Origin of the sequence: Humitalea sp. 24SJ18S-53 (assembly GCF_050632385.1) — a bacterium.
Taxonomy (GTDB): domain Bacteria; phylum Pseudomonadota; class Alphaproteobacteria; order Acetobacterales; family Acetobacteraceae; genus Humitalea.
Genome location: NZ_CP192599.1, coordinates 2,394,990 through 2,420,026, shown reverse-complemented (window position 1 = coordinate 2,420,026; position 25,037 = coordinate 2,394,990). Strand labels below are relative to the sequence as shown.

Genomic DNA, 25,037 nt, shown 5'->3' with positions numbered 1-25,037 from the left:
GGCTTGCGTAAGCCGTGTAGTCCCGCAGGTCAGAAAAACGAACGGGGTGATCATGCGCGGAGGAGCCTCTGTGGCCGCGGCGGCGGTCCTGCTGCTGCCAGGATCCGCGCTGGCCGCGGCGACCGATGGGCGGGACATGTCGCTGCTCTGGGCGCTGCCCTTCGTCGGGGTGCTGCTGTCGATCGCGCTGATGCCGCTCTTCGCGGGGCATCTCTGGCACCACCATTACGGCAAGATCGCCGCGGGCTGGTCGGCGCTGTTCGTCCTGCCCTTCGCCATCGTCTATGGCGCGGGCGCCGCCTGGAGCGAGGTCACCTATGTCCTCATCACCGAATACCTGCCCTTCATCACGCTGCTGCTGGCGCTCTACACCACCGGGGGCGGCGTGTTGCTCAAGGGCAGCCTGGTCGGCACGCCGGCGACCAATACCGCGCTGCTGCTGGTCGGGACGCTGATCGCCAGCGTCATGGGCACCACCGGCGCCTCCATGCTGCTGATCCGGCCGGTGCTGCGGGCCAATGCCTTCCGCCAGCGCAAGACGCATACCTTCGTCTTCTTCATCTTCCTCGTCAGCAATATCGGCGGCAGCCTGACGCCGCTCGGCGACCCGCCGCTCTACCTGGGTTTCTTGCAGGGAGTATCGTTCTTCTGGCCGACCACGCACCTGTTCGGGCCGTTCCTGGTCTGCGCGGTGATCCTGCTGGCGGTCTACTACGTGCTGGATTCCTGGGCCTGGGCCAAGGAAAAGCCCGAACCGCCCGCCGAGGCCAGGCCCGAACCGCTGCGGATCGAGGGCTGGCACAATATCGCGCTGCTCGGCGTGATCGTCGTCGGCGTGCTGATGCAGGGCGTCTGGCAAACCAGCGAAATCGTGCTGCTCGGCCAGGCGATCGGTGTCGAGCGCCTGGCGGCCATGGGCATCTTCCTGGTGGTGACCGTCGTGTCCTATCGCCTGACCACGGATGCGCTGCGCGAAGCCAATGGCTTCGCCTGGGGCGCGATCCTGGAGGTCGCCAAGCTCTTCGCCGCCATCTTCCTCTGCATGGCCCCGGTCCTGGCCATCCTGAAGGCGGGCATGGACGGCGCCGCCGCCCCCCTGGTCGCGCTGACCACCGATGCCGCCGGCCAGCCCATCCCATGGGTGTATTTCTGGCTGTCCGGCCTGCTGTCGTCCTTCCTCGACAATGCGCCGACCTACCTCGTCTTCTTCAACCTGGCCGGCGGCGACGCGGCGCATCTGATGGGGGAGGGCGCGTTGATCCTGGCCGCGATCAGTTGCGGCGCGGTGTTCATGGGGGCGAACTCCTACATCGGGAATGCGCCGAACTTCATGGTCAAGGCGATCGTGGAGGAGAATGACGTGCGGATGCCGTCCTTCTTCGGCTATTGCGGCTGGGCGCTGGTCTTCCTGGTGCCGTTGTTCGTGCTGATCACGTTGATTTTTTTCTGGTAGCCGGGCGTGATATGGCAAAAGCCACACGAAGGCCCTCCGGCATGCTTCTCCGGCACGCCCGTCCAGCAGCGAGGTGACACAGGCGAATGCCACGGCTTTGCGTGACGCTTCATCGTGATGCCGCGGCGTGAGCACAGTCGAGCCGATCCGCGCCCTGACCGGCCTGCGCGGCCTCGCCGCCTGGTGGGTCGTGCTCTACCACTTCCGCGAAGCATTCCCGGCCGGCACGCCGGCGGTGTTCCAGTTGCTTGCCGGGCAAGGCTATCTTGCGGTCGATCTGTTTTTCCAATTGAGCGGCTTTGTCATCGCACTGAACTACGCGCGCAGCTTCAAGGAATGGAACCTGCCGAACGCGCTGGCGTTCCTGCACCGGCGCCTCGCCCGTATCTATCCCCTGCATATCTTCATGCTGACGCTGTTCATCCTGAACCCCATCGCCCAAAGATACTTCTCCAGCGTGGGCCAGGTGGGCGATCGATATAGCCTAGACTACTTTATCCTCAGCCTGGGGCTGGTGCAGAACTGGGGCTTCACGGATCACCTGGGATGGAACATCCCAGCCTGGTCGATCAGCACCGAGTGGTTCGCCTACCTGGTCTTCCCGCCCCTGGTCCTGCTCAGCCTGCGGGCGCAGCGCAGCGCCGCGGCGATGGCCCTGCTCGCCGCCTCGTTGCTCGCCATCCTGGCGGGATTCGCCAGCTTCACCGGCGCAGGACTTGGCGAAGCCATCCCGCATTTCGGCCTGGTCCGCTGCCTGCTGCAATTCCAGATCGGTGTCTGCCTCTACCACCTGCGGGCCCAGGCCCCGGCGGACAGCCCGGTGAATGGCAACATCGCCGCGGGCGTCGCGGGGCTGTGTTTCCTGGCCTACGCGACCCTGCCGCTGCCGGACTACAGCGTCATGCCGCTCGGGTTCTTCTGCCTCATCTACGCGCTGGCCGACCCGCAGAACATCCTGGCGCGGGGTTTCCGGATGCCGGCACTGGAGTGGATCGGGGAGATCTCCTACTCGACCTACCTGGTCCATTACTTCGTGAAGGACTGGGTGAAGTTCCTGCTGGTTCGGCCGGGCATCCCGGAACTGCTGCCCCTGCCGACCTACCTGGCCATCACCGCCGTGCTGTCGGTCGTGCTGTACAAATGGATCGAAGTGCCCGGGCAAAGGGCCATGCGTGGGTGGTTGCTGCGCAAGCAGGCTGGGTAAAGCCGGGAAGGTCGCGCGCGACGACGCATCGCGACCGGGCGCGCAAAACAGCCATTCATGACCTTGAAGGCGGGATCGGCACGTCCGGCTGGCCTCACCCGCGCGCCTTCGATAGAGGTCGCTGATGGCGCGGGGGCGAATCCGGCATGTTGAAGGAGTTCCTGTTACCGCCCGGCAGCATCATCCTCGGCTTGCTGGCGCTGATGCTCGTATTTCGTCGTCGTCCCGCAGTCTGGCGTGCCGTGGTGCTGCTCGCCATGGGCTGCCTTTATCTGCTCAGCACGCCCTATGTGTCCCAGTCGCTGATCCGGTCCCTGCAATGGTACCCGCCGCTCGTGCCGGGGGCGGCGCCGGAGGCTGAGGCCATCGTCGTCCTGTCCGCGGGACGGGACCGGAATGTGCCGATGTACGGCGGCGATACGGTCGATGCGCTGAGCCTGGAGCGGCTGCGGTTCGCCGCGCGTTTGCAGCGGGCCTCTCGCCTGCCGCTATTGGTGAGCGGGGGCCCGCCGGTCGTTTCCGGGCAGAGGCCGTCGATGGCGACGCTGATGGCCGAAACCCTCGCGCGGGATTTCGGTGTCGAGGCGCATTGGCGGGAAGATGCGTCCACAAACACGGCGGAGAATGCGCTTTTCTCGGCGCGGCTGCTCCGCGATGCGTCCATCCACAAGGTCTATCTCGTCACCCATGCCTGGCATCTGCCCCGGGCCATGATGGCGTTCCGCGCCGCCGGGTTCGAGGCGATCCCCGCGCCCGCCAGCCACATTCCGCCCCCGGAGCTGATGGCATCGACGCTCGTTCCGAGTGCCCGTGCGCTGACGAAAAGCGCCTATGCCCTCCACGAATGGATCGGCATGGGCGAATATGCGCTGTTCGGACGGTGAGTCAGGGCGCCTTGCGCAACACGCAGAGAATCCACCCCTGCAGCCCATTGAGGGGCCGGACACGCTCCAGCATCTTGCCGTAGAGGCATCCCAGATGGAAAAGCGCCGGGCTGAACCGAAAATACGCCGGATATTGGTTGAGGTAGTCCAGCCTTTCCACGGATAGCCCGGCCGTGGACGCCAGGCGTCGAATGGCGCGCCCCGTATTGGACTTGTAGTGCGTCGGAAAGACATCGTCCTCGTCCCGCCCCTCCGTGGCGCGGACGATCCGGCCATGCAGGGCATTGGGCACGACCGCTGCAATCAGGCTGGCGTAATCCCAGAAATTCGGCGTGAGGAACGTATAGGTTCCGCCCGGCGCCAGCACGCGGCTGATTTCAGCATAGGCGCGGGTGACGTCGTCGATGTGTTCCATCACGCTGCGTGAAAAGGCGAGGTTGACGCTGCCATCGGCGATCTGCGTCATCGCGGTCACGTCGCTGCGCCAGAGTTCGAGGGCGGGGTCCGCGACGGTGAAGTCCACCACATCGATGCCAATCAGGCGCGCGGCTTGGCCCTTCATGGCGAAGAGGACCGGCGCGGTGCGCCCGCATCCGATTTCAAGCACCGTCGCTTCAGGATACAGGCGGCTTTGGATGTCATCCGTGAGGCGGTGGTACGGATGGGTGGCGGGTGGATAGTAACGCTCAATTAGGGATTGAATCCGCTGATCCGAGGCTGACGTCACCGCATTGCTCCTCCCATTGGCACCGCCGGTGTAACCTTCCACGGTCCCGCGTCCTATCGACTGAATACGCGACCTCTACGCAGCTTATGCGATAGGACTAAGTCCAGCAATCCTTCGCCGATTCAATGCTGCCAAGCAAATGATCCAGTGAATTCGGTAAGGTGCCCCCCAGCCGAAGGACAAATCGACGGCTTCGCCAAGTTCAGGCCTGGTTATCCTGGGGGCGGCGTGCACGTATCGGCCAAAATGCCATGTCCCAGCCCTGTCAGGCTTGCGGTTTCACCCCCGCCCGGCGTGCCAGGATGGGGACGGCGGTTGCGGCCCCCGCGCGGCCGGCCGGAACGGTCGCCGCGCCGGTCCGCAGGCGGTGCATCTGGTGACTGAGGCAGGTCGACAGCGCGAACAGGTAGTAGAGCATCGGTTGGAACGCCACGCCGATGAAGGCGCCGCAGGCCATCATCGTCAGAAGCGACACTTCCAGCGCATAGGCCAGGTCGCGCAGCCATTCCATCCCGGGGGTCACCCGCGCCCAGCGGGCGACGCGACGCAACGAGAGGAAGGTGCTGATCATCAGGCCCAGAAACAGTGCCAGCCCCGGAAAGCCCTGCTCGCCCAGCACTTCGAAGTAGATGCTGTGGAAGGCCTTGCTACGCATGACCACGGTTTCGAACGACCCATCCAAGGCTTGGAAGTGGATTTCGTTGACCTCATACGAATTGAAGCCGCCGCCCAAGGGGTGGTCGGCGGCGAAGCCCAGCGTCCAGCGCCAAACCAGGATGCGGCTCATCGCGGAATCCTCGGTCTGGTAGGTGGTGACCGTCGAAATCCGGTCGTTCCAGGCGTCCGAGGTGAGCAGCAGGAGACCCGCCAGCACGGCAACCCCGGCAAGGCCCACGATCACCTTGTGCCGGGTGCGCAGAAACAGGGCGATGCCGACGACCGCCATGCCGATCAGCCCGGTGCGCGCGAAGGTGCCGACGGCGCAGGTCAGCGTGGTCACCGCGACGCCGATATAGAGCACGTTGGTGACCGTATTCTTCGGCAGCAGCACCGTATGCTGGCGAAGGTAGAGGATGATGGGCAGCATCATGAGCGCCACGGCCGCCAGCGTGCTGCCTTCCGACAATCCGCTATTGCCGCCGACCACCCCCAGCGACATGCCATAGCCGCCGCCGGCGACCATGGTCTTCAGCCCGACCGGCATGAAGTGGACCGTCAGCGCGAAGAGGTAGACCTGGAGAAAAGCCTCGATCTGCACGCGTGAGCGGATGACGAAAGGAATGAACGCGGAAAACAACAGGGTTTTCAACGCCCAGTCCCATTTTACCAAGGCGGATTGCGGCGAGACGGCGAAAAAGAACGTCGTGATGGTGACCCAGACCGCGAAGAGCAGAACCAGGATGAGGTTCAATGAAATGGGCGGCGGTGAGCGTCGATCGAACACCAGGTAGCCGCCGATCGCCAGGCCGGCCATGACCATCGACACCGGGATCTGCGTGATGATGGAATAGGCGACGTTCTGCGGCGTGAAGGTATCCACCCAGACGTAGCCCAGGCTGAACGCAAACGGCGCCGCCACGCCAAGGATGACGAAGGCGAAGTAGATCAACGTCACATACAGGCTACGCAGCATGGGCGCGGTCCCTACCGGCCCGGCTTCTGTGCCGCGGCCGCGGCACGTTGACGCCAGCCTGTAGGGGCCTCCACCGGGTTCGACGCGTCCTCGGGCGCGGGGCCGGGCCGATCGAACCACGGCAAGCGCCCGTCCAGCTGAATTGCGCGGACAGTGACGAAAAGGCACATAATTGTACTGAACAGAATGCAAGCCAAATCAAACATGTTGTCCCCGATCCGCGCGGCGGGCCAATTCTTAATTGTCCAGACGCTACACGCGGCACAACACCCCCGGCAAGCAGAACAACCGCACGACTGCGTGCGAGGTCGCCGGCTGGCCCTTCTGGCGCGGCCGGTGCAAAACACCCGGCGAAAATCCCTTTGCTCGAAGGATCGCCCCATGCCGTACATCGTCGCCGCCGACCTGCCCGAAGCCCCGGCCGGGGACCGCTTCCGCGCCCTGCTCGCCCGCCCGGGCATCCTGCAGCTCCCCGGCGCGCATACCGGTATCGCCGCACTCCTGGCCAAGCAGGCGGGGTTCGACGGGCTCTACATGTCCGGGGCGGCGATGTCGGCCACCATGGGCCTGCCCGACCTCGGCATGATCACGGTCGACGAGGTCTGTTTCTACATCCGCCAGGTCGCCCGCGCCGCCGGCCTGCCCATGCTGGTCGATGGCGACACCGGCTATGGCGAGGCGCTGAACGTCATGCACATGGTCCGCGCCTTCGAGGAATCGGGGGCAGGGGCCGTCCACCTGGAAGACCAGTTGCTGCCGAAGAAATGCGGCCACCTGAACGACAAGAAGCTCGCCTCGGCCGATGACATGTCGGCCAAGGTCGCCGCCGCGCGCAAGGCGCGCCGCCACCTCTACATCATCGCCCGCACCGATGCCGTGGCGTCGGAGGGCATGGACGCGGCCGTTGATCGCGCCAAGCGCTACCTCGACGCCGGCGCCGATGCGATCTTCCCCGAAGCCCTTCATACCGCCGAGATGTTCCGCGAATTCGCCGCCCGGATGCCCGGCGTCACCCTGTTGGCCAACATGACCGAATTCGGCCGCACGCCCTTCTTCACCGCCGAGGAGTTCGAGGCGATGGGCTATGGCATCGTCATCTGGCCGGTCAGCCACATGCGCGTCGCCAACCAGGCGATGGCCAAGCTCTATGCGGCGATCAAGACCGATGGCGGCACGATGAAGCAGCTCGACCGCATGCAATCCCGCGCCCAGTTGTACGAGACGATCGGCTACCACACCTATGAGGCGCTGGACGCGTCGCTGGTGAAGACCGTCATTCCGGAAGGCATGCCGCAATGAACCAACCCTGCATCGTCGGATGGGCCCATTCGGCCTTCGGCAAGCGCGACGATCTGCCTGATATCGAGGCCTTGATCGCCGATGTCAGCCGCGCCGCCATCGATGATGCGGGGGTCGCGCCCACCGAGATCGGTGGCGTTTTCGTCGGCCTCTTCAACGGCGGCTTCCAGAAGCAGGATTTTCCGTCCTCCCTGCCGATGCAATCCGTGCCTGAACTCCGCTGGGCCCGGGCATCGCGCTATGAAAACGCCTGCGCCACCGGTTCGGCCGCCATCCATGGCGCGCTGGACTGGCTGGCGGCCGGGCGCGGGCGCCTGGCCCTGGTGGTGGGTGCCGAGAAAATGACCGCCGTGCCCGGTTCGGCGGTCGGCGACATCCTGCTCGGCTGCGCCTACCGGCGGGAGGAAGGCGAGATCCCCAACGGTTTCGCCGGCGTTTTTGGGCGCATCGCCGAAACCTATTTCCAGCACCACGGTGACCAGTCCGACGCGCTGGCGGCGATCGCGGCGAAAAACCACCGCAACGGCGTGGACAATCCCTTTGCCCAGATGCGCCGCGACCTGGGCTACGACTTCTGCCGCACCGAAAGCGCCAAGAACCCGTTCGTCGCCGGGCCGTTGAAGCGCACCGATTGCTCGCTGGTGTCCGATGGTGCCGCCGCCTTGGTGCTGGCCGATGCCGAGACCGCCGCCGCCCTGGCCAAGTCCGTGCGCGTGCGCGCCGCGGTGCAGGTCAATGATTTCCTGCCGATTTCCGCCCGCGACATCATCCGCTTCGAAGGCTGCGCCCGCGCCTGGGCCGCAGCCCATGCCGCGGCCGGCACGACCATCGCCGACCTGGACCTGGTCGAAACCCACGACTGCTTCACCATCGCCGAACTGATCGAATACGAAGCCATGGGCCTGGTGCCCGAGGGCCAGGGCGCCCGCGCGATCCTGGAGGGCTGGACCGCCGCCGATGGCCGGCTGCCGGTCAACCGCTCGGGCGGGCTGAAATCCAAGGGCCACCCGATCGGCGCCACCGGCGTGTCGATGCATGTGCTTGCGGCGATGCAACTGGCGGGGCAGGCGGGGGCGATGCAATTGCCCCGCGCCGACCTGGCCGGGGTCTTCAACATGGGCGGTGCCGCCGTCGCCAATTACGCGACCATCCTGGAACGGGTGCGCTAGCCGGACGGGCGCAACCTTTCGTTCATCCCATGCGGCGATGATGGCGCTTCGCCATGGATGGGTCGCATGCTCCTTTCCGATCACCCAGCAAACGGTCTCCCATTGGCCGGTGGTTTCCTTGGGCGTCGCCGCGGCCGGTTGGCGCCCCAGCCGCCGCATTTCGCACTTGGCACCAGCCTGGTCCGGCTCGGGCCGGATACGATGCCGGGGCCGATCCGCCTGGCGACCGCTGCCTTGCCCGCGGACCGCTTTTCCCAGGATCGCCCCCCGCTTGACCGGGTGACCGGCCTACCGGGCCGGGTCGCCTTCCTCAACCGCCTGCCGGCCGCCCTGGCGGCGGGGCCTTCCGCCCTCGTCGTGGTGAAGCTGGACCGCCTGGCTGCGATCAATGACACGCTGGGGCATGCGGTCGGCGATGCCATGCTGCGGGCGGCGGCGATTCGCCTGCGGGATGGCGTGCGCAAGCCTGACCTGGTCGGCACCCTGGGCGGTGCCGCCTTTGCCGTGCTGATCCCCGATGTCGCCACGGATGCGGTCGCGGCGACCCTGGCCGGGCGGCTGGTGGAGCAGCTTTGCCGCCCCTATCCGACCGACGGGGCCACGGCCGTGACCGGTGCCACGGCTGGCTTCGCCCTGGCCCCGCGCGACGGCACGCGGCCTGACGAATTGCTGCGCCGCGCCGGCCTCGCGCTCGAAAGCAGCGGCGCCGACCTGGGCTTCGCCCGCGCCGCCGGCTTCGCGCCGGGGCTGGAGGCCGATGCCCACGAACGCCTGTCGACCGAGGCCGCCTTGCGCCGCGCCCTGCCGCTCGGCGAACTGGACCTGCACTACCAACCCCAGGTCGCCACCGCGACCGGCGACATCATGGGGTTCGAGGCGCTGCTGCGCTGGCAGCGCGACGGCACCCTGGTGCCTCCCGCCGCCTTCCTTCCCGTGGCGGAGGCCAGCGGCCTGATCCTGCCGATCGGCGCCTGGGTGCTGCGCCAGGCCTGCCGCACGGCAATGGGCTGGCCGCCGCGCATGTCCATCGCGGTCAATGTCGCGGCCCAGCAATTCGCCGATGGCCGTCTGGTCGAATCGGTGCAATCGGCCCTGGCCAATAGCGGCCTGGCACCGTCACGACTGGAGTTGGAAATCACCGAAAGCGCTCTGCTGCGCCATTGCGCCGAAACCCTGGATCAGTTGCGGGCGCTGCGGGCGATGGGGGTGCGCATCGCGATGGATGATTTCGGCACCGGCTTCGCGTCGCTGTCGCAGTTGCACGCCTTCCCCTTCGACCGGCTGAAGATCGACCGCAGCTTCGTGGCCGAGATCGAGCGCGGCGGCAGCGCCGCAGCCATCGTCGCCACCATCGCCGAACTCGGCGCCCGGATGGGGCTGGAAACGGTGGGGGAGGGTGTGGAAACACCCGCGCAATGGCACTGGCTGCGCGACCATGGCTGCACCGCCGCGCAGGGCTACCTGTTCGGTCGCCCTGGCCCGGCCGATCAGATCCCGGCGCTGTTGCTGGCCGACCAGGCCGCCTGAATCGGCCCTTCAGCCCGGCAGCAGCAGCATCACCGCGGCCTGCGCCGCGATGCCCTCGCCGCGCCCGCAAAAACCCAGGCGCTCGGTGGTGGTCGCCTTGACCGACACCTGCGTCACCGCCACCCCCATCAGCCCGGCCAGCCGCGCCTGCATCGCCACCGCATGCGGTGCGATCTTCGGGCGTTCGCAGATCAGGGTCACATCCGCATTGGCCAGCACCCCGCCACGCTCTGCGATGCAGCCGGCCGCGTGGACCAGGAAGCGCGCGCTGTCGGCATCCTTCCATTCGGCCTCCGACGGCGGGAAGAAGCGCCCGATGTCGCCGATGCCCAACGCGCCATAGATCGCATCGCACAAGGCATGCAGCCCGACATCGGCATCCGAATGCCCGTCCAGCCCCAGGTCATGCGGAATGGTGACGCCGCAGAGCACCAGCGGCCGGCCGGCCACCAGGCGATGCACGTCGAACCCGGTCCCGACGCGGGGCAGCATCGGGGCGGGGCGCAGCAGCGTCTCCATGCGGGACAGATCCTCGGGCCAGGTCAGTTTCACATTGTCGGGGTGCCCGGGCAGCAGCGCCACCGGCATCCCGGCGGCCTCCAGCAGCGAGGCATCGTCGGTCGCCGCGACCGCGTCATCCTGCGCCGCGACCAGGGCCGGGAATCGAAAGGCCTGGGGTGTCTGGGCGCGATACAGGTCCTGGCGGTCCACCGTCGCGTCGATCAGCCCGCCAGCGCCGCGCTTCAGCGTCTCGGCCACCGCCAGGGCGGGAATCGCCCCCGGATGGGTCGCCAGCGCCGCCAGCAGGGCTGGGATGGTTCCCGGCGGGATGAAGGGCCGCGCGCCATCATGCACCAGCACCGCATCGGGCGGGTCGCCGGCCAGGGCGGCCAGCCCCGCGGCGACCGAGGCCTGGCGCGTCGCACCCCCGGCGACGGGCGGCAGGCACGGCAGCCCGGCCAGGATCCCCGCGACCATCGCCTCCGCCCCCGGCGCGCAGACCGGCAGGATCGCCGCCACCCCGCCGTCGCGCAGCAGGGCCTGTGCCGCGTGGCGCAGTACGGGCTGCCCGGCCAGGGGGGCGAATTGCTTGGGGATGGGGCCACCGAAGCGGCTGCCGCCGCCGGCGGCCATTAACAGGGCGATGGTGCGCATGGGCGCCGGTCTGCCGCGCCCAGCCGCGCCTGTCCATGTGGCACTTCACCCCGGCTGCCCGAAAACGGTGCATGGACGCCCCCCAACGGCCAGGGTAGATTGCACTTCAAATGAGCAATTCGAACAATTCCCCCGGATCCGTCGCACCCGGGACCGCCGCACCTGCGCTGGCGCCCATCCACCTGGGCGGGGGCGTCAGCATCCCCGTGCCGGTCATCGTCGCCCCCATGTCGGGCGTCACCGACCTGCCGTTCCGCCGGCTCGCCCGCAATCAGGGCGCACCGATGGTGGTCAGCGAGATGATCGCCTCCGAGGCCATGGTGCGGGAAAACCGCGTGACCCGCCGCATGGCGGAGGTCGATGGCCTGGGCGGGCCCGCCAGCCTGCAACTCGCCGGCTGCGACCCGGCGGTGATGGCGGAGGCTGCGCGCGTCGCGGTCGACCTTGGCGCCGCCATCGTCGACATCAACTTCGGCTGCCCGGTGAAAAAGGTCGCGGTTGGCCAGTCCGCGGGCTCCGCCCTGATGCGGGACGAGGGGGCGGCGGCGCGCCTGCTGGAAGCCACCGTCCGCGCGGTCAACGTGCCCGTGACGCTGAAGATGCGGATGGGCTGGGACCACAACACGCTGAACGCCCCGCGCCTGGCGCAGATCGCGGAGGGCCTCGGCATCCGCATGATCACCGTGCATGGCCGCACCCGGCAGCAATTCTACACCGGCACCGCCGACTGGGCCTTTGTCGCCCGCGTCAAGGAAGCCGTGTCGATCCCGGTCATCGTCAATGGCGATATCTTGACCGCCGATGATGCGCGTGAAGCCCTGGCCCAATCGGGCGCCGATGGCGTGATGATCGGCCGTGGCTGCTACGGCCGCCCCTGGTTGCCCCGCGTGGTCGCGGCGGCGCTGATGGGCGGGGACGCGAGCGAACCCGCGCTGGCCGAACAATACGCCATCCTGCTCGACCACCACGCGGCCCTGGTCGCGCATTTCGGCGACCCCGCAGGCATCCGCATCGCACGCAAGCACATGGCCTGGTATTCCAAGGGGCTGCATGGCTCCGCCGATTTCCGCGTCCGCATCAACCATGCCGAGACGGAAGCCCAGGCCCGCGAGGTCCTCGCCGCCTATTTCGAACCGCTGATCGCACGCGGCGCCGAACGCGTGGCCACCCGCCCTGAGCCGGAGGCCATCGCGGCATGAGCGGGCTCCGCATCAAGCCCGCGTCGCCCGCGCCGGAAAAGCGCGACCAGCCCAGCCTGTCCGATGGCATGGCGGTGCTGACCGCACTGCCGATGCCGGTCGTCGTGTTCGATAGCGAAGACCGTTTCCGCTTCGCCAATCCGGCGGCGGAACTCTTCTTCGACCATTCCCTCGTCAGCCTGCGCCACATGGCGCTGGCGGATCTGATCCCGCACGACAGCCGACTGTTCGGCGTCCTGGCGCAGGTCCGTGCGCTGGATGCGCCGGTGTCGGACCACGACCTGTCGCTGGATAGCCCGCGCTTGCATCGGCAGGATGTCGCGGCCCATGCCGCCCCGTATCCGGAACTGCCGGGCGGCGTGGTGCTGACGCTGCAGGATGGCAGCACCGCCCAGAAACTGGACCGGCAACTCAATTTCCGCGGTGCAGCGCGCGGTGCCTCCGCCATGGCCGCGATGCTCGCGCATGAGGTCAAGAACCCGCTGTCCGGCATACGCGGCGCCGCGCAATTGCTGGAAGCCGGCGTGGCCGACGAGGACCGCGAATTATGCACCCTGATCCAGGAGGAAGTGGACCGCATCCGCAACCTCGTGGAACGCATGGACATGTTCAGCGAACGCCCGATCGAGCGCGTGTCGGTGAACATCCATGAAGTCCTGGACCACGTCCGCCGCGTCGCCCAGCGCGGTTTTGCCTCCCACGTGAAGATCGTCGAGGATTATGACCCCTCGCTGCCGCCGGTCTGGGCCAATCGGGACCAGTTGGTGCAGATCCTGCTGAACCTGGTGAAGAACGCGGCCGAGGCGGCGCCGTCCCCGGGGGGCGAGATCGTGCTGACGACCTCCTACCGCCACGGGGTGCGCATCGCCGTGCCCGCGTCGCGCGAAAGGGTGCATCTGCCGCTGGAAATCGCCGTTACCGACAATGGCCCCGGCATCGCCGATGCGGTGAAGGCGACCCTGTTCGAACCCTTCGTGACCACCAAGCAGGGCGGGCAGGGGCTGGGCCTGGCCTTGGTCGCCAAGCTCGTGACCGACCAGGGCGGGTTGATCGAATGCGACAGCAGGCCCGGGCGGACCGTGTTCCGCCTGTCGCTCGCCAAGCCGCCCGCGCCCGAACGCCGGCCCCGGCTGCCCGCACTGACCTGATCGTCCGACGGACGACGTAAGCCGAAGAACAATGGAACCAACCATGAGCGAAGCTCGAACCATCCTGATCGCCGATGACGACCGGGCCATCCGGACCGTGCTGTCCCAGGCACTGGGCCGCGCGGGCTACAATGTGCGCGCGACCTCCTCCGCCGCCACCTTGTGGCGCTGGGTCGAGGAAGGCGTCGGCGACCTGGTCATCACCGATGTGGTGATGCCGGATGAAAACGGGCTGGACCTGCTGCCGCGCATCAAGCGCATCCGGCCGGAGATGCGGGTCGTCGTGATGTCAGCGCAATCGACCTTCACCACCGCGGTCAAGGCGGCCCAGCGCGGCGCCTTCGAATATCTGCCAAAGCCCTTCGACCTGAAGGAATTGCTGCAGGTCGTCGGCCGTGCGCTCGCGACCCCGCCCGCCGCGGTGCCGGCGAATGAGGATCACCCGCCGGAAGAAAAACTGCCGCTGGTCGGGCGCAGCCCCGCGATGCAGGAAATCTACCGCACCGTCGCGCGGCTCACGACCACCGACCTCACCGTGATGATCACCGGCGAGTCGGGCACGGGCAAGGAACTCGTCGCCCGCGCGCTGCATGACTACGGCCGCCGCCGCACCGGCCCCTTCGTCGCGATCAACATGGCGGCGATCCCGCGCGAACTGATCGAAAGCGAGCTTTTTGGGCATGAACGCGGCGCCTTCACGGGCGCCCTCGCGCGTGGCGTCGGGCGGTTCGAACAGGCTGCCGGCGGCACGCTGTTCCTCGACGAGATCGGCGATATGCCGCCTGAGGCGCAGACCCGCCTGCTGCGCGTGTTGCAGGAAGGCGAATTCACCACCGTCGGCGGTCGCGCACCCATCAAGGCCAATGTCCGCATCGTCGCCGCCACCCATCGCGACCTGCGCCAATCCATCCGCAACGGCCAGTTCCGCGAGGACCTCTTCTACCGCCTGAACGTCGTGCCCCTGCGCCTGCCGCCCCTGCGCGAACGCGCGGAGGACGTGGCGCTGCTCGCCCGCCATTTCCTCGACCGCGCCAAAGCCGCCGGCCTGCCGTTCAAGCAATTGGACCAGGGCGCCATCGACCGGCTGCGCGCCCATTCCTGGCCGGGCAATGCGCGCGAACTCGAAAACCTGATGCGGCGCCTCGCGGCCCTCTATGCGCAGGAGGTCATTGGCGCCGAAGCGGTCTCCGCCGAACTGGCCGATGCCGGCCCCGGCACCGCCGAGGAACCCGGCCGTGGCCCCGAGACCCTGGAACAGGCCGTCGAACGCCACATCGGCGGCTTCATGTCCGCCCAGAAGGACGGGCTGCCGGTGCGCGACCTGTATGAACGGGTCCTGGCCGAGGTCGAGCGTCCCTTGCTGCGCCTGGCGTTGTCCGCGACGCGTGGCAACCAGATCAAGGCGGCGGCGATGCTCGGGCTGAACCGCAACACGCTGCGCAAGAAGATCAAGGAACTCGATCTGCCCGTGGTCCGCGGTCTGACCTGACGCCCATGTCCGCCGACCCCCGCCCGGCGATCGGCCTGCTGCGCCGCGCGGCGGATGCGCTGCTCGGGCGCGGGGTAACGCTCGGGCTCGCGGTGCTGGCGCTCGCGGCGGGGCTGGTGACCTTCGTCGTGCTGTCCGGCGGCAGCCCGCTCGGCCCGACCTCGACCGGCCAGGTCGTGGCGATGGTCTTCGCCAATGTGGCGCTGCTGCTGATGCTGGCGGTGTCGCTTGCGGCGCGGCTGGTGCGGGTCTGGAGCGACCGGCGCCGTGGCGGCGCGGGGTCCCGCCTGCATGTGCGGCTGGTGCTGCTGTTCGGCGGCGTCGCGGTCTTCCCGGCGCTGCTGGTGGCGGGCTTCGCCGCGGTGTTCTTCAACCTCGGCATCCAGGCCTGGTTCAGCGACCGGGTGAGGGACACCCTGGAAGCGTCGCTCCTCGCCTCCCGCGCCTACCTGACGGAACACGTCAACACCGTGCGCGGCGATGCCCAGGGGATGGCGACCGACCTGAACCGTGCCGCGCTGATGTTCCTGCCGGACCAGGAATTCAACTACGCCCGCGTCGTCGCGACCCAGGCCGCCCTGCGCGGGCTGACCGAGGCGGTCGTCTTCGATCCCCTGCTCGGCCGCGTCATCGCCGCCGGTGGCCTCGGCGCCAACCTGATGCTGAACCCGCCGGACCAGGAGGCGCTGGACCTCGTGCGCGGTGGTGAGATCGCGGTGCTGCCCGACCAGGCCGCCGGGCTGGTGCGGGCGCTGACATCGCTGGAAACCCCCGGCGGCGCCATGCTGCTGATCGGCCGCCCGGTGGACCCGGAGGTGTTGCAGCACATGCGGCGCACCGAACTCGCCTTCAACCAATACGATCTGCTGGAACGCCGGCGCGGCCCCTTGCAGATCACCTTCGCCCTGATCTTCGCGGTCACCGCGCTGCTGGTGCTGTTCGGCGCCGTGCTGGTCGGGCTGGTCATCGCCAACCAGATCGCGGGCCCCATCGGGCGGTTGATCCAGGCCGCGGACCGGGTGCGTGGCGGCGACCTGTCGGTCAAGGTCGCCGAGGGACAGGCGGATGACGAGGTCGCCTCGCTCTCCCGCGCCTTCAACCGCATGACCGGGCAATTGTCGGCCCAGCGCGGCGAACTTATGGAAGCCTATCGCCAGTTGGACGACCGACGCCGCTTTACCGAGGGCGTGCTGGCCGGCGTCTCCGCCGGCGTCGTCGGCCTGGATTCGGCCGGGCGCATCAACCTGCCGAACCGCAGCGCCTCGGAACTCGTGGGCCAGGACCTGGATTCGGCGCTGGGCCTGCCGCTGGCGACCCTGGTGCCGGAATTCGCGCCCCTGCTGGCAGCGGCCGCGGCCGATCCGGCCCGCGCCCGCACAACTGAAATCCCCATCGGCCCGCCCAACCGCCGGCGCATCCTGCTGGCCCGTATCGGCGCCGAACTGCAACAGGGCCGGGTCGCGGGCTACGTGCTGACCTTCGACGACATCACCGCACTCCAGGCCGCGCAGCGCCAGGTCGCCTGGTCAGATGTGGCGCGCCGCATCGCGCATGAGATCAAGAACCCGCTGACGCCGATCTCGCTGTCGGCGGAACGCCTGCGCCGGCGCTACCTGAAGCAGATCACCGAGGACCCCGACACCTTCCGCCAACTGACCGACACCATCGTGCGCCAGGTCGGCGATATCGGGCGGATGGTGGATGAATTCTCGGCCTTCGCCCGCATGCCGCAACCGCAAATTGGCTGGGAGGATTTTGCCGCCCTGGCGCGCGAAAGCCTGGTCCTGCAGCGCGAAGCGCATCCGAACATCCACTACACGCTGACCGTGCCGGATGGCCCCGCCATGGCGCGCTGCGACCGGCGGTTGATCGGCCAGGCGCTGACCAACCTGCTGGTGAATGCCGCCGATGCCGTGACGATGCGTGAGGGGGCCGGTCACATAGAAGTGCGCCTGGAAACCGGGCCCGACCAATGGGCGTTCATCGTGGAGGACGACGGGATAGGCTTGCCGGCGGGCGAAGCGCGCGACAGGCTGACCGAACCTTATGTCACCCAGAAGGTCAAAGGGACCGGACTTGGCCTTGCCATCGTGAAGAAGATCATGGAGGACCACGGAGGCCGCCTGGTGCTGGAGGACCGTGCGCCGGACCCCGGCACCCGCGCGGCCCTGGTGCTGCCGCCACCCGCCGCCGTCGCTTCATCCGAACCACCACATCAGGAAGCCGCACGCCATGGCGCATGAAATCCTGATCGTCGACGACGAGCCGGATATCCGCGCGCTCATCGAGGGCATCCTGTCCGATGAGGGATACGAGGTCCGCACAGCGCATAATTCCGACAGCGCCATCGCCGCCTTCCGCGCGCGGCGTCCGTCGCTGGTGGTGCTCGACATCTGGTTGCAGGGGTCGCGGCTGGACGGACTCGGCATCCTCAAGGCGCTCTTGTCGGAGGAACCGCATGTCCCGGTGATCATGATCTCGGGTCATGGGACGATCGAGACAGCGGTCCAGGCGATCCAGGACGGCGCCTATGATTTCGTCGAAAAGCCGTTCAAGACCGACCGCTTGCTGCTGGTGGTCTCGCGCGCCCTGGAATCCGCGCGATTGCAGCGCGAAATCGGCGAATTGCGCCTGCGGGCCGGGCCGGAGACCGAATTGATCGGCGTCTCCGGCGCCGTCGCCGTGCTGCGCGGCGCGATCGAGAAAGTGGCGCCCACCGGCAGCCGCGTGCTGATCCAGGGCCCAGCCGGTTCGGGCAAGGAAGTCGCGGCGCGCATGCTGCACGCCCGGTCGCGCCGCGCCGATGCGGCCTTCGTCGCGCTGAACTGCGCGACCCTGGCCCCCGCGCGGTTCGAGGAAGAGCTTTTTGGCGTCGAGCCAGGCCCGGACCCCACATCCAGCCCCCGCCGCACCGGCGTGCTGGAACGCGCCCATGGCGGCACCCTGCTGCTGGACGAAGTCGCCGACATGCCGCTGGAAACCCAGGGCAAGATCGTGCGCGCGCTGCAGGAACAAGGGTTCGAACGCGTCGGCGGCGGCACGCGGGTCAAGGTCGATGTGCGCGTCATCGCGACCACCAGCCGCGACCTTGCCGCCGATATCGCCGCCGGGCGCTTCCGCGAGGACCTGTATTACCGCCTGGCCGTGGTGCCGTTGCGCATCTCCGCCCTGCGCGACCGCCGCGACGATATCCCCGCCCTGATCCGCCACTTCATGCACCGCAGCGCCGAGACGACGGGCATGCAGGCGCGTGAGGTCAGCGAGGATGCGCTGGCCGCCCTGCAGGCCTACGACTGGCCGGGCAATGTGCGGCAGTTGCGCAACCTGGTGGACTGGCTGCTGATCATGGCGCCCGGCGGCGTGTCCGAACCCATCCGGCCGGAGATGCTGCCGCCCGAAGTCGGCTCCTCCGCCCCCGCCGTGCTGAAACTGGAACGCGGCAGCGAGATCATGACCCTGCCGCTGCGTGAGGCGCGGGAGCTGTTTGAGCGCCAGTACCTGGAAGCCCAGTTGCTGCGTTTCGGTGGCAACATAAGCCGCACCGCCGGCTTCGTCGGCATGGAGCGCAGCGCCCTGCACCGCAAGCTGAAGTTTTTGGGCGTGCATGCCGAGGACAAGGTGCCCGGCGTGCCGTAGTTTGCGGCACCCGAACGGAGCCCAGCATGTCGCGCATCGCCTATGTCAACGGCCAGTATCTCCCCCAACGCCACGCCTCGGTGAACATCGAGGATCGCGGCTACCAGTTCGGCGATGGCATCTATGAGGTCGTGCACCTGCACGCCGGGCGCTTCATCGACGCCGACCTGCACATGGCCCGGCTGGAACGCTCGGTGCGCGAGATCCAACTGCCGATGCCGATGGCGCGCGCCGCCCTGGAACGCGTGCTGGCGGAGGTCGCGCGCCGCAACCGGGTGACCGAGGGGCTGCTGTATATGCAGGTCACCCGCGGCGTGTCCCGCCGCGACCATGCCTTCCCCAAGATCCCGGTGCCGCCGGCGCTGGTCATCACGGTGCGCCGCATCCCGCCCTATCCGCGCGACGTCACGGCCTGGACCGGGTCGGTCATCACCGCCCCCGACCTGCGCTGGGAACGGCGCGATATCAAGAGCATCAACCTGCTGCCCAACGTGCTGGCCCGCCAGGCCGCCCGCGAACAGGGCGCGATCGAGGCGGTGCTCTACGACGAAGCCAATATGGTGACCGAGGGGGCCGCGACCTCCTTCTGGATCGTCGATGAACACGGCACCATCCGGGTGCCGAAGCTGGACCACGTTATCCTGCCGGGCTGCACCCGGGCCGCGCTGGTCGCGGAACTGGCGGCCGAGGGCATCGCCTATGAACAGCGCGCCTTCTCGCTGGAGGAAATGCGCCGGGCGCGGGAGGCCTTCATCACCTCGGCGACCTCCTTCGTGAAGCCGATCACGAAGATCGACGGCAAGCCGGTCGGCGATGGGCAGGTGGGGCCGGTGGTGCGCCGGCTCTTCGCCATCTTCGCGCGCCATGTGCTGGGGAACGCGGCGTGACCCTGCCGACCGCCATCCTGTTCGACTGGGACAACACCTTGGTGGATGGCTGGGAAGCCATCATGCGCGGGCTGAACGCCACCTTCGCGGCGCATGACATGCCCGCCTGGACGCGGGACGACGTGCTGCGGAACGTGCGGCGGTCGCTGAAGGACAGCTTCCCCGATCTGTTCGGCAATCGCTGGGAAGCCGCGCGCGACATCTTCTACAAGGAGGTCCGCGCCTGCCATCTGGACGTGCTGGCCGCCCTGCCGGGCACCGCCGAGATGCTGGACGCGGCGGGGGCCGTGGCGCCACTGTCGGTCGTGTCCAACAAGCAGGGGCACCTGCTGCGGGCCGAGGCGACGCACCTTGTCTGGAACGGCTATTTCGAGACCCTGGTCGGGGCAGGGGATGCCCGCGCCGACAAGCCCGACGCGGCCCCGCTGCTCCTGGCGCTGGAACGGATGCGCCTGCCGCCCGGTCCGCAGGTCTGGTATGTCGGCGATACCGTGCTGGATATGCAGGCAGCCCGGGCCGCCGGCTGCAGCGCTGTGCTAATAGGTGAGGCAGAACATGATGGTGGAGTGGCTGCCGCGGCGCCAGATGCCGCTTTCATGAACGCATCTGCTTTACGGGCCCATCTGGTTTCACTGGACAGAAGACCCATTTCCGGGTGATGCTGCACTGCGGCATAGAAACCCCTGGGACGATGCCTCTTGAGGATCTCCCGCAACCACCACCCGACGGTCGGCGTTTTGCTGGCCGCAAACTGAACCCCGTCGGGGCGAACAAAAGAAGAAGGACCAGGCCATGGCCGCCGAAAAATCCCAGAACGTGCAGGACGTGTTCCTCAACCACGTCCGCAAGAGCAAGACCCCCGTCACCGTCTTCCTGGTGAATGGCGTGAAGCTCCAGGGCATCATCACCTGGTTCGACAATTTCTCCGTGCTGCTGCGCCGCGACGGGCACACGCAGCTTGTGTACAAGCATGCGATCAGCACGGTGATGCCGGGCGCGCCGATCATGCTGTTCGATGCGACGACGGCGGGTGTCGGCGCGGCACCAGCCGCCCCCTTGGCACCGGCGCGGGAAGGGGCCAGCCTGACCGGCACCATGACCCTGCGACGTGAGGTTGACCCTGTCGGTTCCGGCGAACTCTGATCACCTCCCTGGCGAGCCCGACGACGAGTCGGGCGACGCTGGGGACTTCACATCCGCGCGCCAGCGGGGACCGGTCAACACCGACGCCGGTCCGACCCGCGCCGCGGTCATCCTGCCCTATGAAAAGTATGAACGTGCGCCCGCGCACGACATCGGCACCGTGCGCCTGGCCGATGCCCGGCTGGCGGAAGCCGTCGGGCTGGCGGCCTCCATCGGCGTCGCGATCGTCCATACCGCCATCCACCCGCTGCGCCAGCGCCGCCCATCGACCCTGATGGGCGAGGGCCAGGTGGAGATGGTCCACAAGGCGATCGAGGCCCAGCACGTCACCGTCGCCATCGTCGATGCGGCGCTGACCCCGGTGCAGCAGCGCAACCTGGAAAAGGCCTGGGGCTGCAAGGTCATCGACCGCACCGGCCTGATCCTTGAGATTTTCGGCGAACGCGCCCGCACGCGTGAGGGCGCGTTGCAGGTCGAATTGGCCCACCTGGACTACCAGCGCACCCGGCTTGTGCGGTCCTGGACCCACCTGGAACGCCAGCGCGGCGGCTTCGGCTTTTTGGGCGGCCCCGGTGAATCGCAGATCGAAATCGACCGCCGGCTGATCGCCGACCGGATGATCCGCATCAAGAAGGAATTGGACCAGGTCCGCCGCACCCGCGGGCTGCACCGCCGCGCGCGCGAAAAGGTGCCGCATCCGGTGGTGGCGCTCGTCGGCTATACCAACGCCGGCAAATCGACCCTGTTCAACGCGATGACCGGCGCGGACGTCTATGCCCAGGACCAGCTCTTCGCGACGCTGGACCCGACCATGCGGGCGATCCGGCTGCCATCGGGCAAGACGGTGATCCTGTCCGACACGGTGGGCTTCATCTCCGAATTGCCGACCCAGTTGGTCGAGGCGTTTCGCGCCACCCTGGAAGAGGTCGCGGCGGCCGATGTCATCCTGCACGTCCGCGACATCGCCCATCCCGACAGCGCCGCCCAGCGCGCCGATGTGATCAAGGTGCTGACCGAGATGGCGGACGGCGCCGATGCCGCCCTGGACGCCGATTGGCAGTCCCGGGTGATCGAGGTGCTGAACAAGGCCGACCTGGTCGGCGGCATCCTGGAAGTCGTGCCGCGCGAAGCCGGCGCCGTCGCGGTCAGCGCATTGACCGGGGAGGGGTTGGACACGCTGCGCGCCGCCCTGGACGCCCGGCTATCCGCCGACCGCAAGCCGACCGACTACCGGCTGGCGCCAGCCGATGGCGCGTCCCTGGCCTGGCTTTACCAGCATGGCGAAGTGCTGGCGCGCCAGGATGCCGAGGAGGCGATCGTCCTGACCGTCCGCCTGGCCCCGGCCGACCGCCAGAAATTCGAACAACAGCACCCGGATGCCGTGACATCCGGATGACATCGCCACCCCCCGCTGCCCGCCGCAGGCGCGGTGTGGTAGCGGCCACCACATGACCCAGACAATCGACCACGCCGCCGCCCAGGACATCGACGCCATCCTGCGGGAAGCGACGCGCACCGAAATCCTGCCGCGTTTCCGCCGCCTGACGGAAGACGCCGTGCGGGCCAAGAACGGCCCGCAGGACATCGTGACCGATGCCGATGAAGCGGCCGAACGCCGCATCACCGCCGCCCTGCACGCCCGTTTCCCAGGCTGCCTGGTGGTGGGTGAGGAAGCCTGCGAATCCGACCCGTCGCTGCTGCAACAGATCGCCGATGCGCCGCTGTCCTTCATGGTCGATCCGGTGGACGGAACCTCCAACTTCGCCGCAGGCCTGCCGCTCTTCGGCGTGATGGCCGCCGCGGTCAGCCATGGCCGGGTCATCGGCGCCTGGATCCACGATCCGCTGGGCAATGACACCGCCATCGCGCTGGCCGGGCAGGGGGCGTGGATCGCCGATGCGGCCGGGCGGAAACTGTCCGACCTGCGTGCCTCCACGGCCAAGCCGGTCGGTGAGATGGTTGCCGCCATTTCCTGGCGCTACCTGCCGAAGCCGCAGCAGGCCGAGGTCGCGGGACGGCTGCCGGCCTTTGCCGCCGTGGTCGGGTTCCGCTGTTCGGCGCATGAATACCGGGCGCTGGCGGGCGGGCACCTGGATGTGCTGCTCTACAACCGGCTGAAGCCCTGGGACCATGCGCCGGGCTGGCTGCTGCACCAGGAAGCCGGTGGTTTTGCCGCACGCTTCGACCGCAGCGGCTATAACGCCACCACACACGACGGCGGGCTGATCCTGGCCCCCGACGAAGCAAGCTGGGAGGCAGCGCGCACAGCGCTGTTGGGGTAGAATGCCAGAGAATCCCTTGGAAATGGTCATCATCCCCCGCGCCCATGACCTGGGCGGGTTCGAGGTGCGGCGGGCGCTGCCCGCCAAGGAACGCCAGATGGTCGGCCCCTTCATCTTCTTCGACGAGATGGGACCCGGCGAATTTTTGGGTGGCCAGAAGGGCGTCGACGTCCGCCCGCATCCGCATATCGGCCTGTCCACCGTGACCTATCTGTTCGAGGGCACGATCCGCCACCGCGACAGCCTGGGCACCCTGGCCGATATCGTGCCGGGCGATGTGAACTGGATGACCGCCGGAAGCGGCATCGTGCACAGCGAACGCACGGCCCCGGAGGTCATGGCCGTGCCGCGCCGCCTGGCCGGCATCCAATCCTGGGTAGCCCTGCCGAAATCGGCCGAGGAAGCCGATCCCGCCTTCTTCCACCACCCCGCATCCGGCCAGCCCCTGGTCACCGATGGCGGCTTGGCGCTGCGCCTGGTGGCGGGTGAGGGATGGGGGATGAAGGCGCCGGTCGCGACATCCAGCCCGCTGTTCTACGCCGATGCGACCCTGGCCCCGGGCGCCGCGGTGCCCATGCCGGACCAGCAGGAAGAACGCGCCGCCTATGTCGTGCAGGGTGAGGTCAGCATCGCCGGCGACACGCATCCCGCCGGGCGCATGCTGATCTTCAAGCCCGGCGACAAGGTTGCGCTGACGGCGGGGCCGAAGGGGGCGCGGCTGCTGTTGCTCGGCGGTGCGCCCATGGACGGGCCGCGCTACGTCTTCTGGAATTTCGTCAGCAGCAGCCGCGACCGGATCGAACAGGCCAAGGCCGATTGGCAGGCGCAACGATTTGCCAAGGTGCCGGATGACAATCAGGAGTTCATCCCGCTGCCGGAGAAAGTGCAGGTGCGGGCGGGTTAGGCGCGCCGCCGCAGAGTTTCGGCCGGTTCCGCCCAGGCGGGGCTGGCGCCGCAATCGGTGATCTCCAGCACCCCACCGCGGGGCAGGGCCTCAGCGAGGGCGGCGGTCAGGTCGGCATCGCCGTCGGTCCAGCGAAAGGCGCCGGCCTCGGCACGTTCCAACCCGTGGAAGCCCCGGCCCAGGCGGGGATCATCGGCGGTGACGGCCACCTGGCCCAGCGTCAGCCGAACGAGGGCAAGGCCCAGGATGCGGCCATCCGTGCCCGACCCCATGGCGCCGAGCCGGGCGGCCGAGGATAGCAGGCGCAGCGATGTGCCACCGGGCGGCAGGCGGAAGCGGCCTGGCGATTCCGCCTGGATGACCTGGCCATCCAGCAGCAGCCAGGGTGCGGGTTGCGCCAGCCGCTGCCAGCCCAGGGCGACGGCGCGGGCCATCAGCGCGCGGGCCAAGGGCGCGGTATCCGCCAGGACCGGGGCGCAGACAGGCGGCGGCGTGGCCGGCGCCGACACCGGCGTCGGGCCGAAGATCGCGCGATTGCCATCGTCGCGATAGGTTTCGGCGGGGGCGCCCTCGGCCAGGATCACGTCGTGGGCAGCGAGTTCGACATGGAGGTATTCGACCTCGGGCCAGGATTCCTGGGTGATGGTGGCGCCGTTCACCAGGGATTCGGCGCGGACCAAATGCCCGTCGATGAACAACGCATGGCTGGGGCTGACCACCAAGTCGCGCCGCGGCACACCATCGGAGAGGGCGCCCTGGCGGATGCGGATCGGCCGGGCGCGGCGGGGTTCGGGATGCTGGGAAGGTGTGACGCGGCGGCGGCCGATCCAAAGAACCGGCTTGAGCATCGCACCCTGGCCGAGGCAGGTGACAATGAGGTCGCCGGGGCTGAGCGCCTCGATCGGGACTTCGCCAGATTGGGTCAGAATGTGGGTGCCGGCGGCGTAGCAAGGCAGACTGCCGCCCGTCAGTGTGATGCTGCCACCCGTCGGCCCGGTACTTCCAGCAGTCGTTAAGATAGTGCCGCCCGGCAACGAAATATTGCCACCCGTCAGCGTGATGGTTTCGTGCCTCGGTGGAAGGCTTTCAGTTACCAGTCGGATATCTCCAACGGCCAGCGGAGGCACCAGCGTAAAGATTGAGCCAGATATTAAAACATTGCCGTCTACCGATAAAATATTATTCGAAGACGACATCAGCATTTGTCCCTGTCATGGTTTCGTCACCCAATGCACCGGACAATGTTGTACAAGATCAGGGTACCCAAAACTATACAGGCATTATTTTACGGTGTCGGA

At 68.0% G+C, this 25,037-nt stretch carries 21 protein-coding genes; 17 read left to right on the top strand and 4 right to left on the bottom strand.

Translation table 11 applies throughout. The annotated features are described in order from the left end of the window. Positions 1 to 70: 70 nt before the first annotated feature. The 3 genes from ACQW02_RS11700 to ACQW02_RS11690 all read left to right on the top strand — a co-directional run bounded on the left by ACQW02_RS11700 (position 71) and on the right by ACQW02_RS11690 (position 3,541). On the top strand, positions 71 to 1,453 hold the full coding sequence (locus ACQW02_RS11700; protein WP_431285420.1) for a sodium:proton antiporter: 1,383 nt from the start codon (positions 71 to 73) through the stop codon (positions 1,451 to 1,453). 127 nt (positions 1,454 to 1,580) lie between these two features. Next, positions 1,581 to 2,657, top strand: coding sequence for an acyltransferase family protein (locus ACQW02_RS11695; RefSeq protein WP_431285419.1), 1,077 nt, complete (start codon positions 1,581 to 1,583; stop codon positions 2,655 to 2,657). Between the two features lie 146 nt (positions 2,658 to 2,803). Further along, entirely contained in the window at positions 2,804 to 3,541 is a 738-nt protein-coding gene (locus ACQW02_RS11690) for a YdcF family protein (RefSeq protein WP_431285418.1), read from the top strand. Position 3,542: 1 nt separating this feature from the next. Here ACQW02_RS11690 and ACQW02_RS11685 read toward each other — a convergent pair whose 3' ends face one another. Both ACQW02_RS11685 and ACQW02_RS11680 read right to left on the bottom strand, forming a co-directional pair. After that, a complete protein-coding gene (locus tag ACQW02_RS11685) occupies positions 3,543 to 4,310 on the bottom strand; it encodes a class I SAM-dependent methyltransferase (protein WP_431285417.1) in 768 nt (255 codons plus the stop codon). 223 nt (positions 4,311 to 4,533) lie between these two features. Then, entirely contained in the window at positions 4,534 to 5,901 is a 1,368-nt protein-coding gene (locus ACQW02_RS11680; RefSeq protein WP_431285416.1) for a putative O-glycosylation ligase, exosortase A system-associated, read from the bottom strand. 381 nt (positions 5,902 to 6,282) lie between these two features. Here ACQW02_RS11680 and prpB point away from each other — a divergent pair, with 381 nt between their 5' ends. The 3 genes from prpB (at position 6,283) to ACQW02_RS11665 (ending at position 9,896) form a co-directional block, all read left to right on the top strand. Beyond that, on the top strand, positions 6,283 to 7,200 hold the full coding sequence (gene prpB / locus ACQW02_RS11675; RefSeq protein WP_431285415.1) for a methylisocitrate lyase: 918 nt from the start codon (positions 6,283 to 6,285) through the stop codon (positions 7,198 to 7,200). Beyond that, the gene (locus ACQW02_RS11670) at positions 7,197 to 8,369 is read left to right on the top strand and encodes an acetyl-CoA acetyltransferase (RefSeq protein ID WP_431285414.1); all 1,173 of its coding nucleotides are present in this window, start codon (positions 7,197 to 7,199) and stop codon (positions 8,367 to 8,369) included. The genes prpB and ACQW02_RS11670 overlap by 4 nt, the downstream gene beginning before the upstream one ends. Positions 8,370 to 8,507: 138 nt before the next feature. Next, positions 8,508 to 9,896, top strand: a complete 1,389-nt coding sequence (locus tag ACQW02_RS11665; protein WP_431285413.1) for a putative bifunctional diguanylate cyclase/phosphodiesterase — start codon at positions 8,508 to 8,510, stop codon at positions 9,894 to 9,896. A 9-nt stretch (positions 9,897 to 9,905) separates the two neighbouring features. Here the strand turns inward: ACQW02_RS11665 and ispF are convergent, their stop codons facing one another. Next, complete coding sequence (gene ispF / locus ACQW02_RS11660; protein WP_431285412.1) at positions 9,906 to 11,051, bottom strand: 2-C-methyl-D-erythritol 2,4-cyclodiphosphate synthase; 1,146 nt, start codon at positions 11,049 to 11,051, stop codon at positions 9,906 to 9,908. A 110-nt stretch (positions 11,052 to 11,161) separates the two neighbouring features. Between ispF and dusB the strand changes: the two genes are divergently transcribed. From dusB to ACQW02_RS11605, 11 genes are all read left to right on the top strand, one after another. Beyond that, a complete protein-coding gene (gene dusB / locus ACQW02_RS11655; protein ID WP_431285411.1) occupies positions 11,162 to 12,250 on the top strand; it encodes a tRNA dihydrouridine synthase DusB in 1,089 nt (362 codons plus the stop codon). After that, positions 12,247 to 13,398: a two-component system sensor histidine kinase NtrB gene (locus ACQW02_RS11650; RefSeq protein WP_431285410.1), complete on the top strand. Its 1,152-nt coding sequence runs from the start codon at positions 12,247 to 12,249 to the stop codon at positions 13,396 to 13,398. The genes dusB and ACQW02_RS11650 overlap by 4 nt, the downstream gene beginning before the upstream one ends. Before the next feature lie 43 nt (positions 13,399 to 13,441). Next, complete coding sequence (ntrC, locus tag ACQW02_RS11645; protein WP_431285409.1) at positions 13,442 to 14,887, top strand: nitrogen regulation protein NR(I); 1,446 nt, start codon at positions 13,442 to 13,444, stop codon at positions 14,885 to 14,887. 5 nt (positions 14,888 to 14,892) lie between these two features. Beyond that, on the top strand, positions 14,893 to 17,130 hold the full coding sequence (locus tag ACQW02_RS11640; RefSeq protein WP_431285408.1) for an ATP-binding protein: 2,238 nt from the start codon (positions 14,893 to 14,895) through the stop codon (positions 17,128 to 17,130). Continuing rightward, entirely contained in the window at positions 17,120 to 18,523 is a 1,404-nt protein-coding gene (locus ACQW02_RS11635) for a sigma-54-dependent transcriptional regulator (RefSeq protein ID WP_431285407.1), read from the top strand. Before ACQW02_RS11640 ends, ACQW02_RS11635 begins: the two co-directional genes overlap by 11 nt. A gap of 26 nt (positions 18,524 to 18,549) precedes the next feature. Continuing rightward, positions 18,550 to 19,410, top strand: coding sequence for a D-amino-acid transaminase (locus ACQW02_RS11630; protein WP_431285406.1), 861 nt, complete (start codon positions 18,550 to 18,552; stop codon positions 19,408 to 19,410). Then, positions 19,407 to 20,069 carry an HAD family hydrolase gene (locus ACQW02_RS11625; protein WP_431285405.1) on the top strand — a complete coding sequence of 221 codons (663 nt, stop codon included), beginning with the start codon at positions 19,407 to 19,409 and terminating at the stop codon, positions 20,067 to 20,069. Before ACQW02_RS11630 ends, ACQW02_RS11625 begins: the two co-directional genes overlap by 4 nt. A 133-nt stretch (positions 20,070 to 20,202) precedes the next feature. Continuing rightward, on the top strand, positions 20,203 to 20,553 hold the full coding sequence (gene hfq / locus ACQW02_RS11620) for an RNA chaperone Hfq (RefSeq protein ID WP_431285404.1): 351 nt from the start codon (positions 20,203 to 20,205) through the stop codon (positions 20,551 to 20,553). 109 nt (positions 20,554 to 20,662) lie between these two features. Further along, positions 20,663 to 21,949: a GTPase HflX gene (gene hflX, locus ACQW02_RS11615; RefSeq protein ID WP_431285898.1), complete on the top strand. Its 1,287-nt coding sequence runs from the start codon at positions 20,663 to 20,665 to the stop codon at positions 21,947 to 21,949. A 52-nt stretch (positions 21,950 to 22,001) separates the two neighbouring features. Continuing rightward, entirely contained in the window at positions 22,002 to 22,835 is an 834-nt protein-coding gene (locus ACQW02_RS11610; RefSeq protein ID WP_431285403.1) for an inositol monophosphatase family protein, read from the top strand. Positions 22,836 to 22,857: 22 nt separating this feature from the next. Beyond that, positions 22,858 to 23,739 carry a pirin family protein gene (locus ACQW02_RS11605; protein WP_431285402.1) on the top strand — a complete coding sequence of 294 codons (882 nt, stop codon included), beginning with the start codon at positions 22,858 to 22,860 and terminating at the stop codon, positions 23,737 to 23,739. Here ACQW02_RS11605 and ACQW02_RS11600 read toward each other — a convergent pair. Continuing rightward, positions 23,736 to 24,935, bottom strand: coding sequence for a Hint domain-containing protein (locus ACQW02_RS11600; RefSeq protein ID WP_431285897.1), 1,200 nt, complete (start codon positions 24,933 to 24,935; stop codon positions 23,736 to 23,738). The two genes, ACQW02_RS11605 and ACQW02_RS11600, sit on opposite strands and share 4 nt — an antisense overlap. Positions 24,936 to 25,037: the final 102 nt, after the last annotated feature.

Excerpts from the sequence above, each read along its gene's own strand:
- dusB (WP_431285411.1), top strand. The coding sequence starts at position 11,162 with ATGAGCAATTCGAACAATTCCCCCGGATCCGTCGCACCCGGGACCGCC.
- ACQW02_RS11690 (WP_431285418.1), top strand. The coding sequence starts at position 2,804 with ATGTTGAAGGAGTTCCTGTTACCGCCCGGCAGCATCATCCTCGGCTTG.
- ACQW02_RS11605 (WP_431285402.1), top strand. The coding sequence starts at position 22,858 with ATGGTCATCATCCCCCGCGCCCATGACCTGGGCGGGTTCGAGGTGCGG.
- ntrC (WP_431285409.1), top strand. The coding sequence starts at position 13,442 with ATGAGCGAAGCTCGAACCATCCTGATCGCCGATGACGACCGGGCCATC.
- prpB (WP_431285415.1), top strand. The coding sequence starts at position 6,283 with ATGCCGTACATCGTCGCCGCCGACCTGCCCGAAGCCCCGGCCGGGGAC.
- ACQW02_RS11635 (WP_431285407.1), top strand. The coding sequence starts at position 17,120 with ATGGCGCATGAAATCCTGATCGTCGACGACGAGCCGGATATCCGCGCG.
- hfq (WP_431285404.1), top strand. The coding sequence starts at position 20,203 with ATGGCCGCCGAAAAATCCCAGAACGTGCAGGACGTGTTCCTCAACCAC.
- ispF (WP_431285412.1), bottom strand. The coding sequence starts at position 11,051 with ATGCGCACCATCGCCCTGTTAATGGCCGCCGGCGGCGGCAGCCGCTTC.
- ACQW02_RS11610 (WP_431285403.1), top strand. The coding sequence starts at position 22,002 with ATGACCCAGACAATCGACCACGCCGCCGCCCAGGACATCGACGCCATC.
- ACQW02_RS11670 (WP_431285414.1), top strand. The coding sequence starts at position 7,197 with ATGAACCAACCCTGCATCGTCGGATGGGCCCATTCGGCCTTCGGCAAG.
- ACQW02_RS11650 (WP_431285410.1), top strand. The coding sequence starts at position 12,247 with ATGAGCGGGCTCCGCATCAAGCCCGCGTCGCCCGCGCCGGAAAAGCGC.
- ACQW02_RS11640 (WP_431285408.1), top strand. The coding sequence starts at position 14,893 with ATGTCCGCCGACCCCCGCCCGGCGATCGGCCTGCTGCGCCGCGCGGCG.
- ACQW02_RS11630 (WP_431285406.1), top strand. The coding sequence starts at position 18,550 with ATGTCGCGCATCGCCTATGTCAACGGCCAGTATCTCCCCCAACGCCAC.
- ACQW02_RS11680 (WP_431285416.1), bottom strand. The coding sequence starts at position 5,901 with ATGCTGCGTAGCCTGTATGTGACGTTGATCTACTTCGCCTTCGTCATC.
- ACQW02_RS11600 (WP_431285897.1), bottom strand. The coding sequence starts at position 24,935 with ATGTCGTCTTCGAATAATATTTTATCGGTAGACGGCAATGTTTTAATA.